Source organism: Azospirillum sp. VT-I1 (genome assembly GCF_055698305.1).
Genome location: NZ_CP168803.1, coordinates 775,001 through 801,740, shown reverse-complemented (window position 1 = coordinate 801,740; position 26,740 = coordinate 775,001). Strand labels below are relative to the sequence as shown.

General features: G+C 69.0%; 19 protein-coding genes, 1 tRNA gene and 1 pseudogene (1 of these 21 only partly in view). 7 read left to right on the top strand and 14 right to left on the bottom strand.

The genetic code is table 11. The annotated features are described in order from the left end of the window. Nucleotides 1-111 precede the first annotated feature (111 nt). From AB8P05_RS22080 to AB8P05_RS22060, 5 genes are all read right to left on the bottom strand, one after another. The gene (locus AB8P05_RS22080; RefSeq protein WP_472760692.1) at nucleotides 112-1,161 is read right to left on the bottom strand and encodes an ABC transporter ATP-binding protein; all 1,050 of its coding nucleotides are present in this window, start codon (nucleotides 1,159-1,161) and stop codon (nucleotides 112-114) included. A gap of 27 nt (nucleotides 1,162-1,188) precedes the next feature. After that, complete coding sequence (locus tag AB8P05_RS22075; protein ID WP_472760371.1) at nucleotides 1,189-1,992, bottom strand: ABC transporter permease; 804 nt, start codon at nucleotides 1,990-1,992, stop codon at nucleotides 1,189-1,191. A gap of 5 nt (nucleotides 1,993-1,997) precedes the next feature. Next, complete coding sequence (locus AB8P05_RS22070) at nucleotides 1,998-2,801, bottom strand: ABC transporter permease (protein WP_472760691.1); 804 nt, start codon at nucleotides 2,799-2,801, stop codon at nucleotides 1,998-2,000. 79 nt (nucleotides 2,802-2,880) lie between these two features. Then, complete coding sequence (locus tag AB8P05_RS22065) at nucleotides 2,881-3,909, bottom strand: ABC transporter substrate-binding protein (protein ID WP_472760370.1); 1,029 nt, start codon at nucleotides 3,907-3,909, stop codon at nucleotides 2,881-2,883. An 8-nt stretch (nucleotides 3,910-3,917) separates the two neighbouring features. Further along, the gene (locus AB8P05_RS22060) at nucleotides 3,918-5,003 is read right to left on the bottom strand and encodes a LacI family DNA-binding transcriptional regulator (RefSeq protein ID WP_472760369.1); all 1,086 of its coding nucleotides are present in this window, start codon (nucleotides 5,001-5,003) and stop codon (nucleotides 3,918-3,920) included. A 272-nt stretch (nucleotides 5,004-5,275) separates the two neighbouring features. On the opposite strand from AB8P05_RS22060, the gene AB8P05_RS22055 reads away from it, so the two are divergent. Then, a tRNA-Arg gene (locus AB8P05_RS22055) sits at nucleotides 5,276-5,352 on the top strand. A 70-nt stretch (nucleotides 5,353-5,422) separates the two neighbouring features. Here AB8P05_RS22055 and AB8P05_RS22050 read toward each other — a convergent pair. Further along, the gene (locus AB8P05_RS22050; protein ID WP_472760368.1) at nucleotides 5,423-5,899 is read right to left on the bottom strand and encodes an Lrp/AsnC family transcriptional regulator; all 477 of its coding nucleotides are present in this window, start codon (nucleotides 5,897-5,899) and stop codon (nucleotides 5,423-5,425) included. A gap of 151 nt (nucleotides 5,900-6,050) precedes the next feature. Here AB8P05_RS22050 and AB8P05_RS22045 point away from each other — a divergent pair. Then, a pseudogene (locus AB8P05_RS22045) lies at nucleotides 6,051-7,089 on the top strand (zinc-dependent alcohol dehydrogenase family protein). 120 nt (nucleotides 7,090-7,209) lie between these two features. Here the strand turns inward: AB8P05_RS22045 and AB8P05_RS22040 are convergent. From AB8P05_RS22040 to AB8P05_RS22010, 7 genes are all read right to left on the bottom strand, one after another. Further along, entirely contained in the window at nucleotides 7,210-7,476 is a 267-nt protein-coding gene (locus AB8P05_RS22040) for a hypothetical protein (protein WP_472760367.1), read from the bottom strand. Between the two features lie 103 nt (nucleotides 7,477-7,579). Continuing rightward, complete coding sequence (locus tag AB8P05_RS22035) at nucleotides 7,580-8,791, bottom strand: putative bifunctional diguanylate cyclase/phosphodiesterase (RefSeq protein ID WP_472760690.1); 1,212 nt, start codon at nucleotides 8,789-8,791, stop codon at nucleotides 7,580-7,582. A gap of 47 nt (nucleotides 8,792-8,838) precedes the next feature. Further along, entirely contained in the window at nucleotides 8,839-10,779 is a 1,941-nt protein-coding gene (locus AB8P05_RS22030) for a PAS domain-containing protein (protein ID WP_472760366.1), read from the bottom strand. A gap of 200 nt (nucleotides 10,780-10,979) precedes the next feature. Further along, nucleotides 10,980-12,452, bottom strand: coding sequence for an MHYT domain-containing protein (locus AB8P05_RS22025; protein ID WP_472760365.1), 1,473 nt, complete (start codon nucleotides 12,450-12,452; stop codon nucleotides 10,980-10,982). A 309-nt stretch (nucleotides 12,453-12,761) separates the two neighbouring features. Next, the gene (pyk, locus tag AB8P05_RS22020; RefSeq protein ID WP_472760364.1) at nucleotides 12,762-14,261 is read right to left on the bottom strand and encodes a pyruvate kinase; all 1,500 of its coding nucleotides are present in this window, start codon (nucleotides 14,259-14,261) and stop codon (nucleotides 12,762-12,764) included. Between the two features lie 74 nt (nucleotides 14,262-14,335). Next, nucleotides 14,336-15,520 (bottom strand): aldose epimerase family protein, encoded by a 1,185-nt coding sequence (locus AB8P05_RS22015; RefSeq protein WP_472760363.1) that lies wholly within the window; start codon nucleotides 15,518-15,520, stop codon nucleotides 14,336-14,338. Between the two features lie 228 nt (nucleotides 15,521-15,748). After that, the gene (locus AB8P05_RS22010; RefSeq protein WP_472760362.1) at nucleotides 15,749-16,411 is read right to left on the bottom strand and encodes an HAD family hydrolase; all 663 of its coding nucleotides are present in this window, start codon (nucleotides 16,409-16,411) and stop codon (nucleotides 15,749-15,751) included. 376 nt (nucleotides 16,412-16,787) lie between these two features. Between AB8P05_RS22010 and AB8P05_RS22005 the strand changes: the two genes are divergently transcribed. The 5 genes from AB8P05_RS22005 to AB8P05_RS21985 all read left to right on the top strand — a co-directional run bounded on the left by AB8P05_RS22005 (nucleotide 16,788) and on the right by AB8P05_RS21985 (nucleotide 26,220). Next, nucleotides 16,788-20,138 carry a PAS domain S-box protein gene (locus AB8P05_RS22005; RefSeq protein ID WP_472760361.1) on the top strand — a complete coding sequence of 1,117 codons (3,351 nt, stop codon included), beginning with the start codon at nucleotides 16,788-16,790 and terminating at the stop codon, nucleotides 20,136-20,138. Nucleotides 20,139-22,361: 2,223 nt separating this feature from the next. Continuing rightward, a complete protein-coding gene (locus tag AB8P05_RS22000; protein ID WP_472760360.1) occupies nucleotides 22,362-23,369 on the top strand; it encodes a sulfate ABC transporter substrate-binding protein in 1,008 nt (335 codons plus the stop codon). A 53-nt stretch (nucleotides 23,370-23,422) separates the two neighbouring features. Next, nucleotides 23,423-24,274: a sulfate ABC transporter permease subunit CysT gene (gene cysT, locus AB8P05_RS21995; protein ID WP_472760359.1), complete on the top strand. Its 852-nt coding sequence runs from the start codon at nucleotides 23,423-23,425 to the stop codon at nucleotides 24,272-24,274. Beyond that, nucleotides 24,264-25,151, top strand: coding sequence for a sulfate ABC transporter permease subunit CysW (gene cysW / locus AB8P05_RS21990; protein ID WP_472760358.1), 888 nt, complete (start codon nucleotides 24,264-24,266; stop codon nucleotides 25,149-25,151). The genes cysT and cysW overlap by 11 nt, the downstream gene beginning before the upstream one ends. Before the next feature lie 31 nt (nucleotides 25,152-25,182). Further along, a complete protein-coding gene (locus tag AB8P05_RS21985; protein ID WP_472760357.1) occupies nucleotides 25,183-26,220 on the top strand; it encodes a sulfate/molybdate ABC transporter ATP-binding protein in 1,038 nt (345 codons plus the stop codon). A gap of 62 nt (nucleotides 26,221-26,282) precedes the next feature. On the opposite strand, the gene AB8P05_RS21980 is transcribed toward AB8P05_RS21985, so the two are convergent. After that, nucleotides 26,283-26,740: the 3' end of a monovalent cation:proton antiporter-2 (CPA2) family protein gene (locus AB8P05_RS21980; protein ID WP_472760356.1), read on the bottom strand. The gene runs 1,240 nt beyond the window's last position; 458 of the gene's 1,698 nt are visible here — the last part of the coding sequence; its start codon lies off the right edge, out of view; it ends in the stop codon at nucleotides 26,283-26,285.

Genomic DNA, 26,740 nt, shown 5'->3' with positions numbered 1-26,740 from the left:
CCTCCCCCGCTGGGCGGGGGAAGGAGCAAGTGCTTATGCGGGAGAGTGGCGGCAGTCCCTCCCCGCCCAGCGGGGAGGTTAGGTGGGGGTCTAGCTCTGCATCAAAGGAGCTCACGGAACCGCCAGCACCCTCGCCGGATCGATGCGCAGCCACACCCGGTCGCCGCGGCCCAGCTCGCTCCGCCCGGCGGTGTCCACCGTCAGCGCCGGCCCTTCCGCGGGCTCCACCACCAGACGGGTGCGGTCGCCCAGGAACACCGCGGCGGCGACCTTGCCGCCGAGATGCCCGTCGGCCTCGCCTGCCAGCGCCAGATCCTCCGGCCGGACCAGCAGCTCCACCGCACCGTCCGGCCCCGACCAGGGCAGCGACGCCGTCCCGATGGACAGCATCCCGCTGCGCACCGTGCCGCCCAGCCGGTTCATCGTGCCGATGAAGTCGGCGACGAAGCCGTCCGCCGGCTGGTAATAGATCTCCCGCGGGGTGCCGATCTGCGCCACGCGCCCCTTGGCCATCACCACGATGCGGTCGCCCAGCGCCATCGCCTCGCCCTGGTCGTGGGTGACGTAGACGGCGGTGATGCCCAGCCCGCGCAGCAGCCGGTCGATCTCCAGCCGCAAACTGTCGCGCAGCTTGGCGTCGAGCGCCGTCAGCGGCTCGTCCAGCAGCAGCACGCGCGGCCGCACCACCAGCGCGCGGGCCAGCGCCACGCGCTGCCGCTGGCCGCCGGACAGCTGGTCGATCCGCCGCCCGGCGAACTCGCCGAGATGCATCAGATCCAGCATCTCCTCCACCCGGCGGGCGCGGTCGGCGCGCGGCAGCTTGCGCACCTTCAGGCCGTAGGCGACGTTTTCCGCCACCGTCATGTTGGGGAACAGGGCGTAGCTCTGGAACACCATACCGACATTGCGCCGCTCGATGGGGAGGGCCGTCACGTCCTCCTCGCCGAACAGCACGCGGCCGCCAGGGTCGGGGCTTTCCAGCCCGGCGATGATGCGCAGCGTCGTGGTCTTGCCGCAGCCGGAGGGGCCCAGGAAGACGATGGTCTCGCCGCCGCGGATGGTGAGGTCCAGCGGCTCCAGCGCGCGGGCGCTGCCGGCGAAGGTCTTGCCGCAGCGCTCCAGGCGGATCGGCACGGCGTCGAGGTGGAAGCTGTCGGGCATCAGGCTGTCGGGCATCTGGGAGTGGCCTCAAACGGACGGACGGCCGCGCTTGGCCAGACCCTGCAGCAGGATCAGGCTGGGCACGATCATCAGGAAGAAGACGAGGGTGTAGGCGCTGCCGATCTCGATCCGCAGCGAGGCATAGCTGTCGGCCAGCCCGACCGGCAGCGTCTTGGTCAGCGGCGTGTGCAACAGCCAGGTCAGGTTGAACTCGCCCACCGACAGGGTCAGCACCATTAGCGACCCGGCCAGGATGCCGGAGCGGCAGTTGGGCAGCACCACCGTGGCGAAGCGGCGCAGGAAGCCGGCGCCCAGGCTGGCCGCCCCCTCCTCCAGCGTCTTCAGGTCGATGGAGCCCAGCACCGCCAGCACGGCGCGGACCATGAAGGGCAGGGTGAACAGCACATGGCCGACCAGGATGAACAGCCAGCTGCTGCGCAGGTCGCCGACACCGCCATAGGTGACGATCAGCGCCAGCGCGGTGGCGAGGCCGGGGATGGCGACCGGCATCATCAGCAACTCCTCCACCAGCCGGGCGATCCGGCCGGGGCGGCGCGCCAGCGCATAGGCAGCCGGCACCCCCAGCACCAGCGTGCAGGCAAGGCAGGCGAAGGCGATCTGCAGGGACAGCAGGATGGTGCCGGAATAGACCCGCCACACCTCCTCCACCCAGCGCAGGGTCAGGCCGCTCTTCAAGCCCACGAAATAGTTGGCGGTCAGCCCGGCCAGCATCGACATCACCATCGGCACGGTCAGCAGCGCGCAGACCAGCAGGGTGAAGCCCAGCTGCAGCCAGAACCCCCAGCCCCGGCGATTTGACAGATCCCGCATGGCCGTCACCCTGCCGCCGCGACGGAGGTGCCGGCGATGCTGCGCGCCACCGCCAGCGCCGCCCAGGTGATGAGGCCGAGCAGGACGCTGAGCGCCGCCGCCGCGGCGATGTTCGCCTGGAGCGTGAATTCGGTATAGATCGTCATCGGCAGCACGTTGATCCGGGTGGCGAGCGTGAAGGCGGTGCCGAACGCGCCCATCGAGGTCGCGAAGCACAGGGCGCCCGCGGAGATCAGCGCCGGCTTCAGCGCCGGCAGGATCACGTCGGCCACCACGCGCCAGGGGGACGCCCCCAGCGAGCGCGCCGCCTCCTCCAGCCGCGGGTCCAGCTTCTCCGCCGCCGCCATCACGGTCAGGATGACGCGCGGGATCGAGAAATAGACGTAGCCCAGGAACAGCCCGGCCATGGAATAGGCGAAGACCAGTTTCCCCCCGGTCAGCGCCTGGGTGATGGTGCCGATCAGCCCCTGCCGCCCGGCCAGCATGATGACCATGAAGCCGATGACCACGCCGGGGAAGGCCAGCGGGAAGGTCAGCAGCGCCACCAGAAGGGCGTGGCCGGGAAAATGGTGGCGCACCAGGAACAGTCCGGCGACGGTCGACACCGCCAGCGTCACCAGGGTCACCCCGGCCGACAGCGCCAGGGTGGAGATCAGGCTGTCGAGATGGCCGGGATCGGCCAGCGTGGTGAGATAGGCGGACCATCCCTCCGCCCCGCCGGCGCCGATCAGGATCAGGCGGACCAGCGGCAGCAGGAAGAAGGCCGCGAACACCACCGCCGCCGGCGCCAGCAGGGCCGCCAGCCGCAGCGGTTCGCCCGTCCCCCCTGACCCGGCCCGCGGCGATGCCGCCGGCCGGTGGGGAGGGAGGCGCCCTGCGCGCAGGCGCTCACTTCACCTCCGCCTGATAGCGGTCCATGAAGCCCTTCTGCGCCTCGGCCATGCGGGCGAGGTCGACCGGCTTGGCACGGGCGTAGTCGGCGGCCGGCAGGAACTTGGCGGCGGTCTCCGGCGACATCGCCTCGGCCCGGACCGGGCGCATGAAGGCGTTGGCCCACAGGGTCTGGCCCTTGTCGGACAGGACGTAGTCCAGCACCTTCTTGCCGTTCTCCGGGTTCGGACCGTTCTTGACCAGAGCCATCACGTAGGGGACCGACACCGTGCCTTCCTTCGGGATGACGAAGGCGACCGGCGCCTTGTCGGTGTATTTGGCGCGGTAGGCGTTGAAGTCGTAGTCGATCAGGATCGGAATCTCGCCCGACAGCACGCGGGCGTAGGAGGTCTGCTTCGGCACGATGGGTTGGTTCTTCTGCAGGTCCTTGAACCAGCCGACCGCCTTGTCGAAGCTGCCGTAATCGCCGCCCAGCGCCAGATTGACCGCCACCGCGCCGACATAGCCGACGGCTGCGCTGGTCGGGTCGAGATAGCCGACCATGCCCGAATAGTCGGGCTTCAGCAGGTCGGCCCAGCTCTGCGGCACCGGCTTGCCGCCCAGCGCCTCGGTGTTGACGAAGAAGCCCAGCGTGCCGCTGTGGATGGCGAACCAGTTGCCGTCGGAATCCTTCATCCCGTCGGGGATCTCGGCCCAGGCCGCCGGCTTGAAGGGCGCGACGACGCCGGCCGCCTTGGCCTGGATGCCGACCGGCCCGCCGAGATAGACGACGTCGGCGACCGGCTTGTCCTTTTCCGCCAGCATGGCGGCGAGCGACTGGCCGGAGTTCTTGTTGTCGAACGGCACGGTGATGCCGAGATCGGCCTTGATCGCCTTCAGCTGCGACGCCCAGTCGGCCCATTCCGGCGGGCAGTTGTAGCAGATGGCGGTCGGCTCCGCCGCCGTGGCGGGAGCGACCGTGGCGGAGAGGGCGGCGGCCAGCGAGACAGCGCCGAGGGCGGCGCCGAACAGGAATTGCTTCATCATGATCGGGGCTATCTCCGTTCGGGAAGCGTTTGGATCGGTTCGCAAGGTGCGGGGCCGAGGGATTCGCCCGGCCGCAAGGTGAAGGGCAGCATCACGGCGCGGCTCTGCAGCTCGCCGGAAAAGCCGGTGCGCAGGCATTCGAAGGCGGTGGCACCCATGGCGCGGGCCGGTTGCACCAGGGTGGCGAGGCTGGGCGACATCAGCCGCCCGACCTCGATCCCGTCGAAGCCGCAGACAGACACGTCGTCCGGCACCCGCAGGCCGAGGTCGCGCAGCGCCCGGATGGTGGCGAGCGCCAGCATGTCGTTGGAGGCGAAGAGGGCGGTCGGCCGCTCCGGCCCGTCCAGATGGGGGGCCAGCCGGTGGGCCAGCCGCAGATCGTTGAAATCGACCTCCACCACCGGGCCGGGCGGCAGGCCGGCGTCGGCCAGCGCGGTCAGCCAGCCGGCATGGCGGCGGCGCGAGCGGTCGGACTGGCGGAAGCGCCCGGCGATCATGCCGATGCGCCGGTGGCCGAGCACCGCCATCCGCTCCACCACCGCGCGGGAGGCCGCGACATTGTCGACCGACACATGGGCGCGGGACGCGCGTTCCGGCTGGTTGTAGGCCAGCACATAGGGCAGCCGCACCTCGTCCAGCGTGTCGAGCGAGCCGCTGCGGTCGGCGTCGGCGACGGTCAGAACCAGCCCTTCGACCCGGTTGGACAGCAGCCCTTCGATGGCGCGCGATTCCTTGCCGGGATCATAGTCGGTGGAGGCGATCAGGACGCTGTATCCGGCCTCCGCCGCGGCTTCCTGGATGCCGGCGACGCTTTCGGCGAAGACGGGGTTGGTCAGCGACGGCACCAGCACGCCGACGGTGCGCGTGCGCGCCGCCTTCAGGCTGCGCCCGATGGTGCTGGGGCGGAAGGACAGGTCGGAGGCGGCGACGCGGACCTTTTCCATGGTTTCCGGCGTGGCGTTGCCGCTGCCGTTGAGGACGCGCGACACGGTGGCGATGGACACCCCGGCGCGCGCCGCCACATCGCGGATCGTCGCCACGCGTTCCACCGCGCGGGCGGTGCCCCGCGGCGTCTGCCCATCCGTGAACCGCATCCCGTCCCGCACCATCGACCACCCGTCCTTCCATCGCCGTCCGATCCGGCGCGGGGCAGAGTGACGGCGGCGTGTTGCAATCGCGTGACGTCAGGAAAACGGTTTCATGAAGAATGGAAACGTTTCCATGGGGGTGGGAGGACAATGGTTTCCGGAGCGCTGGCCTCCAGATGGAGCGCTGCCCTCCGAAGGCAGAGGGCGTTAGTTCGAAGAGCAAAATTAGTGTTTGCGTCGCCGCAAGGCTTGCACTATGGTCCACCTCCACCAGCGATGGACCCGTAGCTCAGCTGGATAGAGCGCTGCCCTCCGAAGGCAGAGGTCATGAGTTCGAATCTCGTCGGGTCCGCCATGAATTCAAGGGCTTAGCCGTTGCCGCGGCTAGGCCCTTTTCATTTCCGCCCTTGGACGAACCTCCGCCGTCACGGCGTTCCGATCAGGATCGGCAACTGATTGGACGATTTCACCTCGCGGAGCGACAGGTTCGAGCGGATGCTGGTGACGCCGGGCAGATGTCGAAGGACGGTCTCGACGAAACGGCTGTAGTCGTCCAGATCCCGCGCGACCACGACAAGCAGGTAATCCGCCTCTCCCGTCGTGTTGTGGCATGACAGGACATTGGGACAGTCCTGGATGGCCGCGTGGAATTCCCTGGTCACCTTTTCGCTATGCTCCGAGAAGCCGAGCTGGACGAAGGCCATCAGGCCGAGGCCGAGTTTCCGGCGGTTCAGCACTGCCTGATAGCCCTCGATGATCCCGCTCTCCTCCAGCCGCTTCAGGCGGCGCCAGCATGGGGTTTCGCTCATCGACAGCTGGGCGGCGAGCTTGGCATTGGTCAGCCGCCCGTCCTTCTGCAATCGGTCCAAAATCTCGGCATCCACCCTGTCGATCTGCTGCATCGGGGAAGCTTCTTTCTCCAACTCCGCCATTTCTGAAAGGATGCCGCAAAGCAGGGGAGTTCGGAAGTGTCTTTGGCAAGGCTCCTCCAGCCGCGATGGGCTATCCTCGGCGAAGGTCGACAGGTCCATCCGCCAGACGTGAGAGACACCGATGAAAGCCGTCCTCTACACCGCCTTCAACGAGCGCCCGCAACTCGTCAGCCTGCCCGATCCCGCGCCGGAAGCGGACGGCGTGGTCATCAAGGTCGAGGCGACCGGCGTCTGCCGCAGCGACTGGCACGGCTGGGTCGGGCATGACCCGGACATCCGGCTGCCCCATGTGCCCGGCCACGAACTGGCGGGTGTCGTGGTGGCGGTCGGCAAGGACGTCCGCAGGTGGAAGGGGGCGAGCGCGTGACCGTGCCCTTCGTCGGCGGCTGCGGATCCTGCCCGGAATGCCATGCCGGCCATCAGCAGGTCTGCCACAGCCAGTTCCAGCCCGGCTTCACCCATTGGGGGTCCTTCGCCGAGTTCGTTTCGATCCACAAGGCGGACCTGAACCTCGTCGCCCTGCCGGAGACGGTCGGCTTCGCCACCGCCGCCAGCCTGGGCTGCCGTTTCGTGACCTCCTTCCGCGCCGTCGTGGACCAGGGCAAGGTCTCGGCGGGGCAATGGGTGGCCGTTCACGGCTGCGGTGGCGTCGGCCTCGCCGCGATCATGATCGCCGACGCGCTCGGCGCCAACGTCGTCGCCGTGGACATTGCCGACGACAAGCTGGCGCTGGCGAAAAGCCTCGGGGCGGCCGTCACCATCAACGCCAGGTCGGTTCAGGACGTGCCCGGGGCGGTGATGGAGGCGACGAAGGGGGAGCCCATGTTTCGCTGGACGCTCTCGGCCACTCCCAGACCTGCTTCAATTCGATCCTGAGCCTGCGCCGGCGGGGGAAGCATGTTCAGGTCGGGCTGATGCTGGGCGACCACAGCAGACCGGCGGTGCCGATGGACCGCATCGTCGCGCACGAGCTGGAGATCCTGGGCAGCCACGGCATGCAGGCGCACCGTTACGACGCGATGATGCCGATGATCCTGTCCGGCAAGCTGAAGCCGGAGCGCCTGGTCGGACGGGAAATCGGCCTGGAGGAGTCGATCGACGCCCTGGTGGCCATGGACAGCTTCCAGGGCACCGGCACTACGGTGGTCACCAGCTTCTGACGAGCCGGACGGCCAGATGCGCGGCCCGGCGGCGTCGGGTGCGTCGTCGGGCCGCGCTCCCTCAGTGCCGCGCCGCCTTGTGGTCGCCATGCTCCCGCTTCTCGGCGGTATCGCGGCCGATCAGCTTGTTGAAGTTGGAGCCTTCCTCATAGAGAAGCGCCAACTTCGATCCTCGAACTGCTGGAAGAACTCGGTCCAGTCGATCTCCTCCAGCTCGCCATGGTCGGACTGGCGGGCCTTGGGGAACATCAGGCGCAGCAGGCCGACGCCGGTCTTGCGGTTCTTGCCGCCGCCTTCGTCGTGGGTGCTGCGGACGACGGCGGGCTTGCCGCCGTGGCTTTCGGCCCAGCGGCGGATCTCGTCGTGGTCGGTGGTGGTCTTTGCCATCGGTGCCCTCCGGGTCGGTGTCCTGGCAGGAAGCGTTCCCCCACCAGAACAGCCACGGCGGAAAGGCGTTGCGCTGGGCGTTGTGGTCCCGCCGGTCCGGCGATCAGCCCCCGCCCTGCAGCCGTCCGATCAGCGCCGGGACGTCGGCGGCGGGGATCGGGCGGGAGACGTGGTAGCCCTGGGCCTCGTGGCAGCCCAGCCGGCGGACGGCGTCGAGCTGAGCCCGGTCCTCCACCCCCTCCGCGGTGATGACGATGCCGAGGTTGCGGCCCATGCCGGCCACCGCCTGCACCACGGCGGTGGAGCCGGTGCAGCGCGGCAGGTCGGCGACGAAGCTGCGGTCGATCTTCACCTTGTCGAAGGGGAAGCGGCAGAGATAGCCCAGTGCCGAATAGCCGGTCCCGAAATCGTCCATGACGATCCGCGTGCCGAGCGCCCGCAACTCCCGCAGGGTGTCGAGGTTGGTGTCGTCGTCCTGCAGCAGGACCGATTCGGTGATCTCCAACTCCAGCCGGCCGGGTGCGAGGCCGGTGTCAGCCAGGGCGTTGCGGACCGCCTCGACCAGCCCCTTGTTGCGGAACTGGACGGAGGAGACGTTGACGCTGACCGCGATGCCGTCCGGCCAGCGCGTCGCCTCGCGGCAGGCGGTGCGCAGCGCCCATTCGCCGATCGGTGCGATCAGGCCGGTCTCCTCCGCCACCGGGATGAAGTCGGCCGGGCTGACAAGGCCGCGGCCGGGCCGGCGCCAGCGGATCAGCGCCTCGAACCCGCGGATGCGGCCGTCGCCGGTAGCGATCAGCGGCTGGTAATGCAGCTCGAACTCGTCATGGCGCAGGGCGTCGTGCAGGCCCAGCTTCAGGTCGTGGAAGGCCTTCAGCCGCTCCGCCATCTCCGGCGCGAAGAAGCGGTGGGTGTTGCGCCCGTCGGACTTGGCGCGGTAGAGCGCGATGTCGGCCGCCTTCATCAGCGAATCGGCGTCGGTCCCGTCGCGGTGGGACAGGGCGATGCCGATGCTGGTGCCGGTCTGGATCTGTGCGCCGTCGATGTCGAAGGGCTGTGCCAGGGCGGAGACGATGCAGCGGGCAAGCTCCTCCGCCTCTCCCGCCCCCCAGAGTCCGGGCTGGAGGATGGCGAACTCGTCGCCGCCGAAGCGCGACACGAGGTCGGCCGGGCCGATGCAGCCGCGCAGCCGGTCGGCCACCTGCCGCAGCAGCGCGTCGCCCGCCGGGTGGCCCAGCGTGTCGTTGACCGCCTTGAACTGGTCCAGGTCGATGTAATGGACCGCCATCAGGCAGTCGGGCGTCGTCTGGCGCAGCGACTGCTCCAGTCTTTCCTGGAAATAGAGGCGGTTGGACAGGCCGGTCAGCGATCCAGCCGGGCGAGGCGGGCGATCTTCTCCTGCGCGGCGCGCCGCTCCTCTTCCATGCGGCGGCGTTCGGTGACGTTGCGGAAGAAGACCGACAGGCCCTGCGCGGTGGGGAAGGCATGGATCTCCGTCCATTCGCCGAGCGCCGTCACGAACTCCTCGAAGACCACCGGCCGCTGCTCCGCCATCGCCTTGCGGAAATGCCCGCGCGTGCCGGTCTGCTGCGGGAAGGCGCCGAAGAAATCGTCGCCCAGCCGGATGCCGCATCCCGCATGGATGGCCGCCGCCGCCGGGTTGCGGTAGGTGATGCGCCAGTCGCGGTCGACGAACACCACGCTGTCGGTCGTGCTCTCCAGCACCCCGGACAGCAGGGCCGTGGTCTCGTCCACCTTCTGCCGGGCCGTCTGGATGTCGGTGACGTCGCGGGAGATCGCCAGCAGCCGCTGCGGCCGTCCGTCGGGGCCGGGCAGGGGACAGATCAGGTTGTCCCACCATTTCGGCGTGCCCTTCGCCGTCGGGCAGAAGCCGAGGAAGCGGCCGGTGCCGCCCTGCCGCGCAACGTCCACCGACGCGCGCAGCTCCGCCCGCCGTTCCTCCGGCCAGAAGGACTCCCAGAGCTGGCCGTCCACGCAGTCGAAGCTGTCCAGTTCCATCAGGGCGAGGCCGGGGATGCTCATGAAGGTCAGCCGCCCTTCCATGTCCAGGACCTTCACGCATTCCGGCGTGTTGTCGAGGATCTGGCGGGCGAAGGACTCGCTCTCGCGCAGTGCCGCCTCGGTCATCTTCCGTTCGTGGATATCCTCGGTCGAGCCGTACCAACGGACGACCCGGCCGGACGCATCGCGCCGGGCGGCGGCACGCCCGCGGAACCAGCGATAGCTGCCGTCGGCCATGCGGATGCGCTTTTCATGGTCGATCCGCACACCGGTCGCCATGGCGTCGGCCCAATTTTCCTGGGTTCTTCGGACATCGTCGGGATGGACGACGCGCATCCAGCCATGGCCCAGCGTTTCCTCGTGGGTCAGGCCGACCAGGGCGCGCCAGCGCGACGATATCTCCAGCAGCCGGCCTTCGGCGTCGAGCGTGAACGGGAATTGCGGGTTAAGCTCGACCGAATGGCGGTAATGGTCCTCGCTTTCGCGGAGCGCATCCTCGGCAAGACGGCGCTCGTGGATGTCCTCGTCGGTGCCGTACCAGTGAAGGATGCCGCCATCCCCGGCGCGGTGGGCAGAGGCGCGGCGGCGGAACCAGCGATAGCCGTCGCCGCCCCGCGTCCTCCCTTCCGCGACGCGCAGGCGCAGGTCGATCTCCAGCGGTGTGCCGCTCTCCAGCGCCAGGGTCCAGGCGGCGGCGAAGGGCGCGCGGTCGTCGGGGTGGAGCGCTGCGCTCCAGCCCTCGGCGGTGGCGGTCTCGTCGGCGCTCAGGCCGGTGCGTTCCCGCCAGCGCGGCGTCGTCCGCGGCGTGCCGTCGGGGTCGCTGGACCAGGGATAGAGGTTGCTCTGCTCCAGCGTGTGGCGATGCAGCTCCTCGAACCGCCGGAGTTCGGCTTCCCGCCGCCGCAGTTCGGAGCGGTCCTCCACGATGCAGAGCAGGGCGGCTCCGGTTCCGTCGGCGTGGGGATGCAGCGCGGCGGCCAGGGCCCCGCCGGCGAGGGGGATGTCCTCCACCACCGCGCCGTCCAGCACGGCCGGCAGTGCCGCGAGCAGGGCCTCCTCCGCCTCCGGCCAGAGGCCGGTCAGCGACACGCCCGCCGCGGCGGAGGATGGCAGCCCGGCCATGGCGCCCATGCGCCGGTTCATCCGCAGGCAACGGAGCTGTCGATCCAGGACCGCGATCCCCACCGGAAGCGCGTCATGGACGGCATACGCCGACCCTGCTTCGCGGTCCGGGAGCCAGTCGAACCCGGCTGTCAGTTCGGCGGTCAGGGCGTGGCGCATTGTCCCGGATCGATAAGGATGACGAGGGTCGGCACTAAAGTGCCAGGATCATCCTTATTCGTGGATCGCCGAATAAACCGTTAACAGTCCATCCAGGTTGTCAGTAGGCATGAAGAAGAGGCGCCATATTATTTTGATGATATTTCAGGCCCTGCATAAATTTTTCAGGAAAATGCCATTGGGGAAAACCCTGATATTTGTCAGGCAGTCCCAGACTCCATCAGCATGGGATGCTCATCCGCCTCGTCGAGGAAGCGGGAGCGGATCGCCATCATGGTGTCGAGATTGGCGAGGAAGACCGTCACCAGATCGGGGTCGAAATGGTGTCCCGCCTGTTCCCGCAGATGGGCGACGACGGCCTCCACCGGCCAGGGCTCCTTGTAGGGGCGGTGCGACAGCAGGGCGTCGAACACGTCGGCGATGGCGACGATGCGGCCGGACAGCGGGATGTCGGTGCCGCGCAGCCCCTCGGGATAGCCGCTGCCGTCCCACTTCTCGTGATGGGTCCCGGCGATCTCGGCGGCGAGGTCAAGCAGGGGCAGCCCGCTGCCGGCCAGCAGCCGCCGGCCGATGATCGCGTGCTGGCGCATGATCGCCCATTCCTGGGCCTCCAGCCGGCCGGCCTTCAGCAGGACATGGTCGGGAACGCCGATCTTGCCGATGTCGTGCAGGGGGGCCGCTTCCAGGAGTTGGGACGCGAAGGCGGGCGTGCAGCCGGCCGCCAATGCCAGATGATGGGCGATCTGGGCCATGCGGGCGACATGCTGTCCGGTCTCGTTGTCGCGGAACTCCCCGGCGCTGCACAGGCGGCGGATGATCTCGCGCTGGGTGGCTTCCAGCTGGAGACGCGTGGCCTGCAGTTCCAGGTTGGCGGTGCGCAGGGCCGCGGCCTCATGCGCGACCGCCGCGGTGATGCGGCGGTCGGCGGCGGTGGAGACCAGCGCCAGCAGCAGGAGGCTGGAGGTCGCGATCGCCACCACGGCCGCCAGCGGGCCGCTGGAAACTCCCTCGGCCATCGCCTCGTCCGCGGAGGCCATCAGCAGCGGGTCGAACTGGACCACCAGGGCGCCCATGCCGGTGTAATGCATGCCGCAGACGGCCACCGCCATGACCAGCGCGGCGATTGCGCGTTCGCGCGGGCGGTGGATGCGGGTGGACAGCCACAGCGCCGCGGTGGCGGCGATGACAGCGATGGCCAGCGACAGGACCCACAGGCCGGGATCGTAGGCGATGCGGCCGGGCAGGACCATGGCGGCCATGCCGAGATAATGCATCACCGCCACCCCGAGCCCGACGATGCCGCCAGCCGCGACGATGGCGCCGCGGGATCGGCGGTGCCGGATGATGGCGAAGCCGACGGCGGCGAAGGTGATCGGGGTCGCCAGCGACAGCAGGGTCTTGAAGGGATCGTAGGAGACCGGCAAGGCGATGGTCAGCGCCAGCATGCCGATGAAGTGCATCGCCCAGATGCCGCCCCCCAGCGCCGCGGCGGCGCAGGCCTGCCACAGCAGGCGGGCGGCGCCGTCGGTGCGGTGCATCCGCTCCGTCATGTCGAGGGCGGAGTAGGAGGCGAAGGCGGCGACGGCATAGGACAGCGCCACGAGCCAGGGCTGGTGGGAGAAGGGCAGGCCGGACGCCGACGTGAAACACAGTCCGGCCAGTTCTATGGTCATCCCGGAACTCTCCTGAAACACCGATGCGCCGCCCCTTCCCCCGCCGCCGCCAATCCCGGGGAACCCGCCGTCTCAGGCAGGAAATGGGTTAGGGGACTGTCGCATTCGGGGAGGCACGGCCGAACCGGTGTCGCGGTGACGCCCGGCAGTTAGCTAAAAAGCTATCTTAATTTGATCGATGTCAAGTGTTCCGAGGCCGATAGTCCGCAAGGCCGATCGGCTATTCGTTTTGTACTCGGCCGTGCTTCCGTTTATTCGAAACGGAAGCACGGCTATTGGCGGAGGTTGCGGTCGTGTCGCGCTTTGCGCTCAGGCCTCGGTCAACTCCAACGGCCGGCGGGCCTGGGCGTCGCGATCGCGGTCCTGACGGCTCGGCGGTTCGACCCAGGCGATGCGCAGGATGTTGGTCGATCCCGGCATGCCGAAGGGAACCCCGGCGGTGATGACCAGCCGCTGCCCTTCCTCGGCCAGCCCATGGACGAAGGCCAGCCGGGCGGCCTTGTGCACCATGTCGGAGAAGTTCTGCACGTCCTCGGTCAGCACCGCATGGACGCCGTAGGCCAGCACGAGGCGGCGGGCGATGGCGGCCTTCTCGGTCATGCAGAGGATCGGCACCTCCGGCCGTTCGCGCGCGGCCCGCAGCGTGGTCGATCCGCTGGTGGTGTAGGTGGCGATGGCCGCCGCCCCGATCGTGTGGGCGACCTGACGGGCGGCGGCGGTGATGGCGTCCGACGCGGTCTGCTCCGGATCGGCGTGCTGCGCGTCCATCATCTTGCGGTAGAGCGTGTCGCCTTCCACCCGGCGCGCGATGCGGTCCATGATCGACACCGCTTCCACCGGGTACTCGCCCGACGCGGTTTCCGCCGACAGCATGACGGCATCGGCGCCGTCGAACACCGCGGTGGCGACGTCGGACGCCTCCGCACGGGTCGGGGCGGGGGCGGAGATCATCGATTCCAGCATCTGGGTGGCAACGATCACCGGCTTGCCGGCCAGACGGGCGGCATGGACGATGCGCTTCTGGATGGACGGCACGTCCTCCGGCGGCATTTCCACGCCCAGGTCGCCGCGGGCCACCATGACGCCGTCCGACATCTCGACGATGTGGTCGAGATGCTGGATGGCCTGCGGCTTCTCCAGCTTGGACAGCAGGGCGGCGCGGCCGGCGATCAGCTTGCGCGCCTCGGCCACATCCTCCGGCCGCTGGACGAAGCTGAGCGCCACCCAGTCCACCCCCTGGTCGAGGGCGAAGTCCAGGTCGGCGCGGTCCTTGGCGGTCAGCGGCGACAGCGGCAGCACCACGCCGGGGACGTTGACGCCCTTGCGGTCGGACAGCTTCGTGCCGGACACCACTACCGTCTCGGCGAAGTCGGCGCCGCAGGCGGTCACCCGCAGCCGCACCTTGCCGTCGTCCAGCAGCAGTTCGGCGTCGGGCACCAGGGCGGCGAAGATCTCCGGATGCGGCATGCCGACCCGGCGGGCGTCGCCCGGCTCCGACAGCAGGTCGAGGCAGAAGGACTGGCCGGGGGTCAGCGTCACCGGACCGTCGGCGAAGCGGCCGAGCCGCAGCTTCGGACCCTGCAGGTCGGCCATGATGGCGATGGGGCGGCCGGTTTCCTCCTCCAGCGCGCGGATGGCGCGGACCCGCTCGCCATGGTCCTGGTGGCTGCCATGGCTGAAGTTCAGGCGGAAGACGTCGACGCCGGCCTCGAACAGGCGGCGGATCATCGCGGGCGAGGAGGAGGACGGTCCGAGCGTGGCGACGATTTTCGTCTGCCGGTAACGGCGGATCGGCTTGTCAGTGCTCATGGGGGTAACTGGCTCCGGAGAGAAGATGGCGGCCGTGCGGGGCTGAAAGAGTGGGGGCGGGCGGCGTCGCCGCCTCAGGCCACCCCGAACCGGTAGACGATGGACCCGGCATACCATTGGCCGGGGCGCAGCACGGTCGAGGGGAAGGAGGGGATGTTGACGGAGTTCGGGAACTTCGACGGTTCGGCGCAGAAGGCGCTGTGCTTCGTGTAGAGCGTGCCGCCCTTGCCGACGTCGCGGGGGGCTTTGCCCTCCAGGAAATTGCCGGTGTAGAGCTGAAGGCCGGGCTCGGTCGACAGCACCTCCAGCGTCCGGCCGCTGCCGGGGTGGAGGATGCGGGCATGGAGCGCCGGCGCCGGTCCGGACGCCGGCCGGTCGATCACGTAATGCAGGTCATAGCCCTTGCCGAGCGCCAGCATGCGGTGGTCATCGGCGATGCGGTCGCCGAAGGCGGCCGGGGTGCGGAAGTCGAGCGGAGTGCCGGTGACGTCCACCACCTCGCCCGTCGGCACCGCGGTGTCGCTGAGTGCCAGATAGCGGCCGGCATGGACGGTGGCGACATGGTCGAGGATGGACGATCCGAGATCGCCCGACAGGTTGAAGAAGGTGTGGTCGGTGAAGTTTGCGATGGTGGTCTTGTCGGCCGCCACGGCGGTCCAGGCGATGGTGAGGGCGTTGTCGTCGCCGACTGTGTAGACCAGCCGCACCGGCAGGGTGCCGGGGAAGCCTTCCTCCCCGTCCTCGAAAACGTAGGTCAGTTCCAGGCTGGCCTTGTCCAGCTGGCGGGCGTCGAAGACGCGGAAGCGCGAGCCGCGCTGGCCGCCATGAACGGCGTTGGGCGGGCTGTTGACCGATGCCTGATGGGCCACGCCGTCCAGCGTGAATTGCCCACCGTCGATGCGCCCGCAATAGCGCCCGATGAAGGACCCCATGGAGGGCTGGCCGCCCATAGCACCGTCGATGGTGTCATAGCCCTGGACGACGTCGCCCAGGGCTCCGTCGCGGTCGGGAACCAGGATCTGTTCGATCTTGGCGCCGTAATTGGTGATCCGCACCACCATGCCCCGGCCGTTGCGCAGAGTGAACAGGTCCACCGGCTTGCCGTCGATGGTGGCGCGGTAATCGTCGCGCTTCAGGTCGGTGTAGGTCGCCATGGTCCGGGCATCCCCGTGGAAGAGGTTAGAGAAACCGAGAAGCAGCAGCCCCAGGATCATCACCACACGCAGGAGCAGCGCCGTTTCCAATGGGTCCGATGTCATGGTCAGGGCCTCACCGGAAGCATCATGGCATTATTATACTAATATATTAGAGCGCGAGGCAAACCGCTTCCGCGCTTCCGGACCCGGACGGACAGTTTGCCGCAGGCGGAGGCGGCAGGGACGGGGAATTCAGCGGGATCGCCGGGCATCCGGCGGGGGAACCGGGCCGGCCGGCGCAATGGTCGACGGCCAGCCGTTCCGTATCGGCTCAAGTCCGGGCGGGGGCGTTCACGCCCGGCCCAGAACCATCGCGATGGCGCCTTCCAGCGCGGTCAGGTCGGGTTCGATGTGCGTGCCGGCGGGGAACACGTTCTCCGCGCCGGGGCGGACGATCCCGATGAAGGGAAGCCCATTGGTCTGCGCCGCCTCCAGGTCGGTCAGGGCGTCGCCGACGAAGACGCTGCGGCCGGTGTCGATGCCGTGGCGGGCGATCAGGTCGGCGACGACGACGGTCTTGTGGCGGGGGCTGCCGGCGACCTCGGCGAACAGCGGCGTCCAGCCGCGGCGCTCCACGATCCGCCGTAACTCCGTCTCCGGCGTGCCGGAGGCAACGAACAGCGGGTGCCGCTCGCCGTGCCGGCGGACGAAATCGAGCGCGCCGGGGATTTCCTCGCAGGCGGCGACGGCATCCTCCACCATCGCGCCGACGCGGCGGACCATCTCCTCGATGCGTTCGTCGTCCCGCGGCAGGCCAAGCAGCACCTGATCGAAGTGGTGGAGCATCTGCCCCCGCGGCAGCCCGCCGTTGCGGTGGTAGAAATCGGCGATTGCCCGGTCCACCTCCGGGCCGTGCCCGCGGTACAGGCTGAGGAAGGCTTCAAGCTTGATCGCGTTCGATTCCACGATGACGCCGTCGAAATCGAACAGGACCGCTTGGCAGGGCAAGGTCATGTCCAGGTCCCGTTTGCAGGTCTTGAAAGGGGGAGCGTCCGCAGGACGGAAAAGGAAGCCGCCGGCCAAAATAGCACGGCGGGCCTCAAGTCCGAGAGGAGCATCCGGAAACTGCCCCGCGGAACGGCCGCATGAGGCGACCGGGTGGGGCAGCGTGCGGCACCGATTGCAATATATTAGTATGGTGGAGCCGTGCAAAGCCCGTTGATGGGTGCCGTCCCCTCGGCGCGGGCGATACCCCGAACGGGGCTGACGATTGGACAGCTACCTCGGCACCTGCAGGCGTGTGATAACGGAGCGCTTCGACTCTGAACATTTGCTTGCCGATGATGGACGCCCAAGGCTGCCCGAATTCCGCCAACGCCGGGCCTCGCCGGTGAAACCGTCCTCCTCCCTCGCGGTGCCGCCCGCCTTCCTGACCGGAGGTGGCGAGGTCGGCGAACTCATGTGCAGCCATGACTGGGCGGCGACGACTCTCGGTCCGCCCTCCGGCTGGCCGCCGGAACTGTGCGCCGCGACTGGCATGATGCTGCGCTCCCGGCAGGGGATGTTCATCGGCTGGGGGCCTGAGGTCACCTTCCTCTACAACGACGCCTATCTCGAGATTCTCGGCGCCCGGCACCCGGACGCGCTGGGGCGGCCGATGGCGCAGGTCTGGCCGGATGCCTGGCCGCAGGCGCAGGGCTTCGTCCATCAGGTCCTCGGCGGTGAAGCGCTGAGGCAGGAGAACTGGACGGTGCCGCTGGAGCGGGGCGGCCATGTCGAGGACGCCTATTTCACATTCTCCTATACGCCGATCATGGACGCGGCGGGAAAGGTTGGCGGCTTCCTCTGCATCGTGACGGAGACGACGGCGGCCGTGCAGGCCCAGCGGCGCATGGCCTTCCATGTCGAGTTGGAGCACCGCCTGCGCGAGCTGTCGGATCCGCTCGACGTGGTGGTCGCGGCGGCGGAGGAGATCGGGCGTCATCTCGGCGTCAGCCGCGTCGGCTACGGCACGATGGACGAGGGCGAGCGCTTCTTCACCACCGAGCGCAACTGGACCGACGGGACGGTGCAGTCCCACATCGGCACCCATGACCTGATGGCCTTCGGGGAACCGGTGCTGGCAGCGCTGCGCAGCGGGGAGACGCTGGTCATCCACGATGCCGCCGGCGATCCGCGCACGGCGGCGCCGGCCCTGCGGGCGGCCTTCGAGGCGCTGGAATTCTCCGCCGTCATCACCGCCAGCCTGGTGAAGCAGGGGCGGATGGTCGCCGCGCTCTACGTCCACAGCCGGACGCCGCGGCGCTGGCGCGACGACGAGGTCGAACTGGTCAAGGAGGTGGCGGAGCGCACCTGGTCGGCGCTGGAGCGCGTGCAGGCCGAGGCGGAGCTGCGCCGCGCCAACCGTCAGCTTCGGGCGGAGGGGGAACGGTTCCGCGCCCTGTTCCGGCAGGCTCCCGGCTTCATGTATGTCTGGCGCGGTCCCGACCATGTCTATGAAATGGCGAACGACGCCTATTTCGACCTGATCGGCCGCCGCGACATCGTCGGGAAGCCGGCGAGGGAGGCTTTGCCGGAGGTGGTGGGGCAGGGCTTCTTCGAGCTGGCCGACCGGGTCTATGCCTCCGGCGAGCCCTTCGTCGGTGAAGGCATGCGGGCGAGGCTGGCGCGGCGGCCCGGCGAACCGCTGGAGGACCGTTTCGTCACCTTCGTGTTCCAGCCGATCCGGGATGACCAGGGACAGGTCACCGGCATGTTCGTGCAGGGCAACGACGTCACCGGAATGAAGCGCACCGAGGAGGCGCTGCGCGAAAGCGAGCAGCGGCTGCGCATCGCGCAGGATGCCGGCGGGGTCGGCACCTTCGAACTGCGCGAGGACGGCATGCTGGCGGTGTCGCCCGAATTCTGCCGCCTGTGGGGTGTCGAGCCGCGGCCCCTGGTCCCCCTCGTGGAGTTGGTCACCCTGATCCATCCGGCGGACCGGCCGTCCCTGCCGACCCTGCAGCCCGGCCGCGTGCCGGCGGAGGGGCTGGGCTATGTCGAATACCGCATCCTCCGGCACGGCAGCGGCGAGGTGCGCTGGATCGCCCGGCGTGCGCAGGCGATAACCCAAGCCGGGCCGCAGGGGGAGGGGGGCGCGACGCGGGTGCTCGGCGCCTGTTACGACATCACCGACCGCAAGCGCGCCGAGGAGGCCCTGCGCGAACTGAACGCGACGCTGGAACAGCGGGTGGCCGAGCGCACCGCCGACCGCGACCGCATGTGGCGGCTGTCGACCGACATCATGCTGGTCGCGCGCTTCGACGGGACGATCACCGCGGTCAATCCGGCCTGGACCGCTCTGCTGGGCTGGCCGGAAGAGGATTTGCCGGGAACCCTCTTCCTCGACTACGTCCATCCCGACGACCGGGAGGCGACGCAGTCCGAGGCGGCCCGGCTGGAATCGGGCCTGACCACCATGCGGTTCGAGAACCGCTACCGCCACCGGGACGGGTCCTACCGCTGGATTTCCTGGACCGCGGTTCCCGACGACCGTTTCATCCACGCCGTCGGCCGCGACGTGACCGCACGCAAGGAGTCGGAGGCCGCCCTGCGCCGGGCAGAGGACCAGCTGCGGCAGGCGCAGAAGATGGAGGCGGTCGGCCAGCTGACCGGCGGGGTCGCTCATGATTTCAACAACCTGCTCCAGGCGCTCAGCAGCTGCCTGACCATGATCGGCCGCCGCACCGCGGAGCCGCGGGTGGCGCCGCTGCTGGAGGCCGGGATGCAGGCGGTGGACCGCGGCAGCAAGCTGGTCCAGCAGCTGATGGGATTCGCCCGCCGCGACAGCCTGCGTCCGGAGCCTATCGACCTCCGCGACCGGGTGCTGGCCATGGCCGGTCTGCTGGAGCGCGCGCTCCGCGCCGATATCCGGGTGGAGACCCGCTTCGCCCCCGACCTGCGCCCGATCGAGGTCGACCCGACCCAGTTCGAACTGGCGCTGATCAACATGGCGGTAAACGCGCGCGACGCGATGCCCCAGGGCGGCAGCCTGACCATCGCGGCGGAGAACGCGACGCTCGGCCCCGGCGACCCCACCGGCCTGGAGGGGGAGTTCGTGCGCCTGTCGGTGAGCGACACCGGGACCGGCATGCCGCCGGAGGTGATCGCCAAGGCCTTCGACCCCTTCTTCACCACCAAGGAGGTCGGCAAGGGCTCCGGCCTCGGCCTGGCGCAGGTCTATGGGCTGGCCCGGCAGGCCGGCGGCACCGTCTGGATCGACAGCCGGCCGGGGCAGGGCGCCACCATCACGCTGCTTCTGCGCGCGTCCGCCCAGGCGCCGCGGGCGAGCGCCCCGCAAGTCCGCATCGCCGCCCCGCGCCTGGACGGCGCCCGCGTGCTGATGGTGGAGGACGATCCGGTGGTCGCCTCTTCCGTCTCCGCGGCGCTGGAGGATGCCGGCTGGATCGTGCTGCGCGCCGCCACCGCGGACGAGGCGCTGCCGATGCTGACCGGCGGGGAGCGCATCGACCTGTTGTTCTCCGACGTCGTGATGCCCGGCCGGCTGAGCGGGATCGACCTCTGCCGCGAGGCCCTCGTCCTGCGTCCCGGCCTGCCGGTGGTGCTGACGACCGGCTACAGCGAGGACGTGGCGCGGACCGAAGGCATCCGGGTGCTGTCGAAGCCCTACCGCATCGACAGTCTGATGCAGGCCCTGCACGAGGCGCTGGCCGGCGCGGCGCCGTCGGCCGAAATGGCCTAACCGGTCCGACCGATATCCCCGATCGCCGGCGCCACTGCTCCTCATAGCGCCGGCGTTCCGCCTCGGCGGTCGGGTCGCTGCCAAGCGCGAAGGTCCAACAGCCGATCTGGAAGGCGATGTAGCAGGGCAGCAGGAATTCCAGCAGCAGCCGGTCGAGCCCCACCGCCGAGTCCAGCGCACGGCATAGGGTGCCGGCCTGCGCATCGGACAGGTCGAACTCCACAATGCCGCCGGCCACGTCCCAGGCGATGTCCTGGCAACCGATCAGGTCGTGCGCCGCGGCATGGTCCAGCGCATCGGCCTTCATCAGGCGTCCGTCCGGCAGCCGCAGCCACTCCCAGCGCTGCAGCCGGCCATCGGTGACCACCCGACGGACGCCACTCTCCAGGGACGCAAGCCGGTCCGGCGTCCAGCGGTCCAGCAGGGCGGCGGCGTCGTCACCCATCGCCTCCGCGACGTTGATGCGGGCCATGGTCAGCAGGTCGGTCAGGCCGGCGCCGGAGTCCGGAGCGGCCGGAAAATGCCGGGCGCGGAAGGCGAGATAGCCGGCGAGGCGGGCCACGGCGTCCGGCGGGACTTCGGTCAGCGGCCGGGCATCCTCCAGCCAGCGCTCGGCGAGGAAACCGTGGCGCAGGCCCGCCGGTTCGGCGGTGAAGCCGGCGGCATGGAGCGTGCGGGCACGGTCCAGCAGATCCTTCCCCGCGCGCCCCAGCCCGGCGAACTTCAGCAGCCAGCGGCCGTTGCCGGTACGCAGAAGGAATTTGCGGCGTTCCTGCCGCGGATTGGCCGGCAGGGTGGCCGCGGAATCGGACTGCCGCCGCCATACTCCGCCCGATAAATCCTCCAGCGGTGCGGTGGGTGGGCCCAGCAGATCCTCGAACCAGCGTTCCAGCGGTGGAAACGGTCCGTCGACCGATCGGAACAGCGACTCGAAATCGGCCACCGGACGTGCGGCCTCGGCCCAGCGCCTGCGGTGCGGCTCGGATGCCTGGGGGCCGAGGTCGCCGCCATGGCCGGGCAGGAAGGCGATCCGGTCCGCGCCGACCCCCTGTGATTCCAGCCAGTCGGCCACCGTCCCGAAGGAACTGCCGGACAGCCCCGGCCCCTCGTCAACCACGACATAGCCGGCGTTCGGATCGGCAAGCAACATGGCGCGCAGGCGGTCCGAGATCCGCAGCTCCCGTCGGAACGGATGTCCGACCGGGCGCAGCGTCACCGGCTGCCGCGCCTTCAGCGTAACCGCCGCCAGGGCCGCCAGTCCGGTGCCGATGCTGCGCAGCCCGATCACCACCGGCGGCATTTCGCGGAAGCGGGGCGGCAATCCCGCCGCAGCCTCCAGATAGGCTTCCGGGTACAGGGCGTAGAAGGCATGGCCTTCGGCCCGGCGCATGCGGATCAGGTCGGGCAGGGGAAGGGCGGACAAGCGTTCCAGCGGAGAGGTGTCCGGCGGATCTGCGGCTTCGGCCCGCCCGCCCGGCCGCCAGGATGCGGCGACCCGCTGTGCGAGGTCCATCACGACCGCCATGGCCGCCCGCTGCAGCGGCGTGCAATCATCCTCGCCGCTGCCGTGGAACTCCGAGTCGGCGAGGCCCTGGCCCAGTTCCGCCGCCTCGATGAACAGCGCCGCCAGGGTGCCGTGCCGCTCCGTTCCGGGGGCGAGCGGCGCGGCGTCGGCAAGCCCCTGCATCAGCCGTGCGATGGTGCGGCGGGGATCTTCGCAGGTCTCCCGGTCGCCATAGACCAGCATGGCCCGTCCCCGCCGGCCGCCGTCACCAGGTCGGGAAGAACAGCAGCAGCAGGGCTATGACCGCGAGAATGCCGAGAATTGTCCACATGGCGGGACGGCCCAAGCCCCGCGAGGTGCCGGCCTTCGGGAGTTCAGTGCCTACTTTCCGGAAAGGGCCAGCCATCGTGTGCGCTCCTGAGTTTGTCGATCTGTCGGTAATCAACAGGGCGGAGGCGGCAAGGTTGCCGGTTCCGGATGCGGTTCCCCATCCGACGCAGGATCCGCCGGGGCGTGCCGAAGGAGGTCGCCGGACGCGCTTTCCGCTTTAACGCCAACGGGTTGATTGGAATCCGCATTTTTCCCGCGGGTGGATGCGAAAAAACCACTTCCCAAGCGCACCACCAATGGGCAAACTCTACACAAGAAATAGAAAAGACGGCACGGATACCACGAAAGAAATTCGTGCAATTCAGGAGCCACCGAAGGAGACCCCTGCCATGTCGCTTCGCCGCCTGACCCTTCTCGCCGCCGGCCTCACGCTGGCGTGGCTGGGTGTCGCCGCCGCCGATTCCAAGGACACCCTGCTGAACGTGTCCTACGATCCCACGCGGGAATTCTATGTTGAGTTCAACAAGGCTTTTGCCAAGAAGTGGGAAGCGGAAACCGGCCGTGTCCTGACCGTGCGCCAGTCGCACGGCGGCTCCGGCAAGCAGGCGCGGTCCGTCATCGACGGCCTGGACGCCGACATCGTGACCCTGGCGCTGGGTTATGACATCGACGCCATCGCCGATGCCGGCCTGCTGCCGAAGGACTGGCAGAGCCGCCTGCCGAACAACAGCTCCCCCTACACCTCGACCATCGTGTTCCTGGTGAAGAAGGGTAATCCGAAGGGGATCAAGGACTGGAACGACCTGGTAAAGCCGGGCGTGCAGGTCATCACCCCGAACCCGAAGACCTCCGGCGGTGCCCGCTGGAACTATCTGGCCGCCTGGGCCTATGCGGCGCAGACCAGCGGCGGCGACGAGGCCAAGGCTAAGGAATTCGTGTCGCAGTTGCTGAAGAACGTCCCGGTCCTGGACAGCGGCGCCCGCGGCTCCACCGTGACCTTCACCCAGCGCGGGATCGGCGACGTGCTGCTGGCCTGGGAGAACGAGGCCTACCTGTCGCTGCAGGAATTCGGCGCCGACAAGTTCGAGATCGTGGTGCCCAGCCTGTCGATCCTGGCCGAACCGCCGGTCGCCGTCGTCGACAAGGTCGTCGACCGCAAGGGATCCCGCAAGGTGGCCGAGGCCTACCTGCAATTCCTCTACACCCGTGAAGGACAGGAGATCGCGGCGAAGAACTATTACCGTCCGCGTCTTCCGGAGCTGGCGACCCAGTATGCGGGACGCTTTGCGGATGTTAAGCTGGTCACCATCGACCAATTCGGGGGCTGGCGTGCCGCGCAAGAGAAGCACTTCTCCGACGGTGGTGTCTTCGACCAAATCTTCCAGAAGGGGCGCTGACCTATGGTCGCCGCTGCCGACAGCGACAGCGCTCTTGCGGGAAAGGGGGTGCGGTGACGGTCCGCGCCCCCGTTCCCCTCTTCCGGAAACCCAGCGTCATCCCGGGCTTCGGGCTGACGCTGGGCTTCACGCTCACCTATCTCAGCTTCATCGTGCTGATCCCGCTGGCCGCCCTGATCCTGCGGTCCAGCAGTTTGGGGTGGAGCGGCTTCTGGTCGGCGGTGACGACGCCCCGGGTGATCGCCGCGTTCGAGGTGAGTTTCGGCTTATCGCTCGCCGCCGCGCTGACCAACGCCGTATTCGGCTTCCTGGTGGCCTGGGTGCTGGTGCGCTACGACTTCCCCGGCAAGCGGCTGGTCGACGCGCTGGTCGACCTCCCCTTCGCCCTGCCGACCGCGGTGGCGGGCATCGCGCTCAGCGCGCTCTATGCCCCGAACGGCTGGCTGGGCCAGCCGCTGAACGAGCTGTTCGGCCTGAAGGTCGCCTTCACGCCGCTGGGCATCGCCATCGCGCTGACCTTCATCGGCCTTCCCTTCGTCGTCCGCACGGTGCAGCCGATCCTGCAGGATCTTCCGGCGGAGGAGGAGGAAGCCGCGGCCTCCCTCGGTGCCTCGCGCTTCCAGACCTTTCGCAGCATTATCCTTCCGGCCGTCCTGCCGGCGCTGGTGACGGGCTTCGCCCTGTCCTTCGCCCGCGGCGTCGGCGAATACGGGTCGGTCATCTTCATCGCCGGCAACATGCCCGGCCTGACCGAGATCGTCCCGCTGCTGATCGTCATCAAGCTGGAGCAGTACGACTATGCCGGCGCCGCCGCGGTCGGCACGGCGATGCTGGGCGTTTCCTTCATCATGCTCCTGATCCTCAACCTTCTGCAGCAGTGGATGAGGTCGCGCCATGCCCGCTGATACCAGCATCTCCGCGCCGGCCTCCATCCCGGTGCCGCCCGCCCAGTCGGCCCTGACCGAACCGGCCTGGGTCCGCGCCGTCCTGATCGGGGGAGCCCTGCTGTTCCTGGCGCTGTTCCTGCTGCTGCCCCTGATCGCGGTGTTCGTGGAGGCGCTGCGCCGCGGGTTCGACGCCTACTGGACGGCGCTGATCGAACCGGACGCCGTCGCCGCGATCAAGCTGACGCTGATCGTCGCCGCCATCTCGGTGCCGGCCAATCTGGTGTTCGGGGTCGCCGCGTCCTGGTGCGTCGCGAAATTCGACTTCCGCGGCAAGAACCTGCTGATCACGCTGATCGATCTGCCCTTCTCGGTGTCGCCGGTGATCTCGGGCCTGATCTATGTGCTTCTGTTCGGCATGAACGGGCTGTTCGGCGTCTATCTGCGCGATCTTGGCATCCAGATCATCTTCGCGGTGCCGGGGCTGGTGCTCGCCACCGTCTTCGTCACCTTCCCTTTCGTGGCGCGCGAGCTGATCCCGCTGATGCAGGAACAGGGCTCCGACGAGGAGGAGGCGGCGCTGGTGCTGGGGGCCTCCGGTTGGCAGACCTTCTGGCGGGTCACGCTGCCCAACATCAAATGGGCCCTGCTCTATGGCGTGCTGCTGTGCAACGCCCGCGCGATGGGGGAGTTCGGCGCCGTGTCCGTCGTTTCCGGCCATATCCGGGGCGAGACCAACACGATGCCGCTGCATGTCGAGATTCTCTACAACGAATACAATTTCGTCGCCGCCTTCGCGGTCGCCTCGCTCCTGGCCATGCTGGCCCTGGTCACGCTGGTCGTGAAGACCGCGCTGGAGTGGCGATTCGGGGACGAGCTGGCGGCGGCCCGGCACTGATCGCCGGACTCTGGAGAGGAAAACGCGACCCATGGCGATCCAGGTTTCAGGCATCACCAAGCGCTTCAACGATTTCACCGCCCTCGATTCCGTCGACCTGGAAGTGAAGTCGGGCGAACTTCTGGCCCTGCTCGGCCCGTCCGGCTCGGGCAAGACCACGCTTCTGCGCATCATGGCAGGGCTGGAAAGCCCCGATGCTGGCGGCCTTCTGCTGAACGGGGAGGAGGCGCTGGGGCTGAAGCCGCGCGACCGGCAGGTCGGCTTCGTCTTCCAGCATTACGCCCTGTTCCGTCACATGACGGTGTTCGACAATGTCGCCTTCGGGCTGAAGGTGCGGCCGCGCGGCGAGCGTCTGGGCAGCGCCCAGATCCGCCAGCGGGTGGCCGAACTGCTGGAACTGGTGCAGCTGTCGCCCTTCGCTGGCCGCTACCCGGCGCAGCTGTCGGGCGGCCAGCGCCAGCGCGTGGCGCTCGCCCGCGCGCTGGCCATCGAACCGAAGGTGCTGCTCCTGGACGAACCCTTCGGCGCGCTCGACGCCAAGGTCCGCAAGGAGCTGCGGCGCTGGCTGCGCAAGCTGCATGACGACATCCACATCACCTCCGTCTTCGTCACCCATGACCAGGAGGAGGCGTTGGAGCTGGCCGACCGCGTGGTGGTGATGAACCAGGGCCGGATCGAGCAGATCGGCACCCCGGCGGAGGTCTACGACCACCCGGCCTCCGCCTTCGTCTATGAATTCCTCGGGCAGGTGAACCGCTTCGACTGCACGGTGGAGGGCGGGGTCGCCCATGTCGGCGGCGGCGCCCTGGCGATCCCGACCGACGGGGGCGTGCAGGGGCCGGCGGTCGCCTATGTCCGCCCGCACGACCTCGGCGTCACGCCCGCCACGGCCGGTCCGGGGCGCATCTCCGGCATCCATGTCGTCGGTCCCGACGCGCGGATCGAGATCGACCTCGCCGGTCTGGCGCTGGAGGCCGAGATGGACCGGGAGCGGCTCGCCACCCTCGGCATCGTCGCCGGCGACCGCTGCGCCATCCACATCGACCGGGCGCGGGTCTTCGCCCGGTAAGGCATTTGATTTTCCGCGCGATTCACGCTTCAGACGATCCCGTCTGAAGCGTGAATCGCACTCTAGTCGGTGTTCTTCTGGTCGGCGAGCGCACGGTAATTGCCGTCGCGGTAGGCCTTCAGGCTGATGTCGACCGCGGCGGTCTCGACCCCCGCGCTGCGCAGCACGAGGCCGGCCAGTTGCAGGCTCGCCTCCATGGTTTCCGGCACGATGGCGGTGGCGCCGGCGCCGGCAAGGGCGGCGCTCTGCCCCAGGTCGTGGGCGCGCGCGATGATCGGCAGCGTCGGCGCCGTCGCATGGATGGCTTCCACTGCGCGGTGCGCGGCGTCCGGCCGGTTCAGTGTGATGACGGCGGCGCGTGCACGCTCGATCCCGGCGGCGCGCAGGACGCTTCCCTGGCTGGCGTCACCGTAATAGACCGGCAGCCCGTCATGGCGGGCTGCGGCGATGCGCTGCGGCTCCAGGTCCAGCGCCACATAGGCGATGTTGTGCTCGGTCAGCAGCTTGGCGACCGCCTTGC

Coding starts and splice junctions, on each gene's coding strand:
- AB8P05_RS21985 (WP_472760357.1), top strand. CDS start 25,183: ATGGCGATCCAGGTTTCAGGCATCACCAAGCGCTTCAACGATTTCACC.
- AB8P05_RS22030 (WP_472760366.1), bottom strand. CDS start 10,779: ATGCGCCACGCCCTGACCGCCGAACTGACAGCCGGGTTCGACTGGCTC.
- AB8P05_RS22060 (WP_472760369.1), bottom strand. CDS start 5,003: ATGCGGTTCACGGATGGGCAGACGCCGCGGGGCACCGCCCGCGCGGTG.
- AB8P05_RS22050 (WP_472760368.1), bottom strand. CDS start 5,899: ATGCAGCAGATCGACAGGGTGGATGCCGAGATTTTGGACCGATTGCAG.
- AB8P05_RS22025 (WP_472760365.1), bottom strand. CDS start 12,452: ATGACCATAGAACTGGCCGGACTGTGTTTCACGTCGGCGTCCGGCCTG.
- AB8P05_RS22010 (WP_472760362.1), bottom strand. CDS start 16,411: ATGACCTTGCCCTGCCAAGCGGTCCTGTTCGATTTCGACGGCGTCATC.
- AB8P05_RS22075 (WP_472760371.1), bottom strand. CDS start 1,992: ATGCGGGATCTGTCAAATCGCCGGGGCTGGGGGTTCTGGCTGCAGCTG.
- pyk (WP_472760364.1), bottom strand. CDS start 14,261: ATGAGCACTGACAAGCCGATCCGCCGTTACCGGCAGACGAAAATCGTC.
- AB8P05_RS22065 (WP_472760370.1), bottom strand. CDS start 3,909: ATGATGAAGCAATTCCTGTTCGGCGCCGCCCTCGGCGCTGTCTCGCTG.
- AB8P05_RS22000 (WP_472760360.1), top strand. CDS start 22,362: ATGTCGCTTCGCCGCCTGACCCTTCTCGCCGCCGGCCTCACGCTGGCG.
- cysW (WP_472760358.1), top strand. CDS start 24,264: ATGCCCGCTGATACCAGCATCTCCGCGCCGGCCTCCATCCCGGTGCCG.
- AB8P05_RS22080 (WP_472760692.1), bottom strand. CDS start 1,161: ATGCCCGACAGCTTCCACCTCGACGCCGTGCCGATCCGCCTGGAGCGC.
- AB8P05_RS22040 (WP_472760367.1), bottom strand. CDS start 7,476: ATGGCAAAGACCACCACCGACCACGACGAGATCCGCCGCTGGGCCGAA.
- AB8P05_RS22015 (WP_472760363.1), bottom strand. CDS start 15,520: ATGACATCGGACCCATTGGAAACGGCGCTGCTCCTGCGTGTGGTGATG.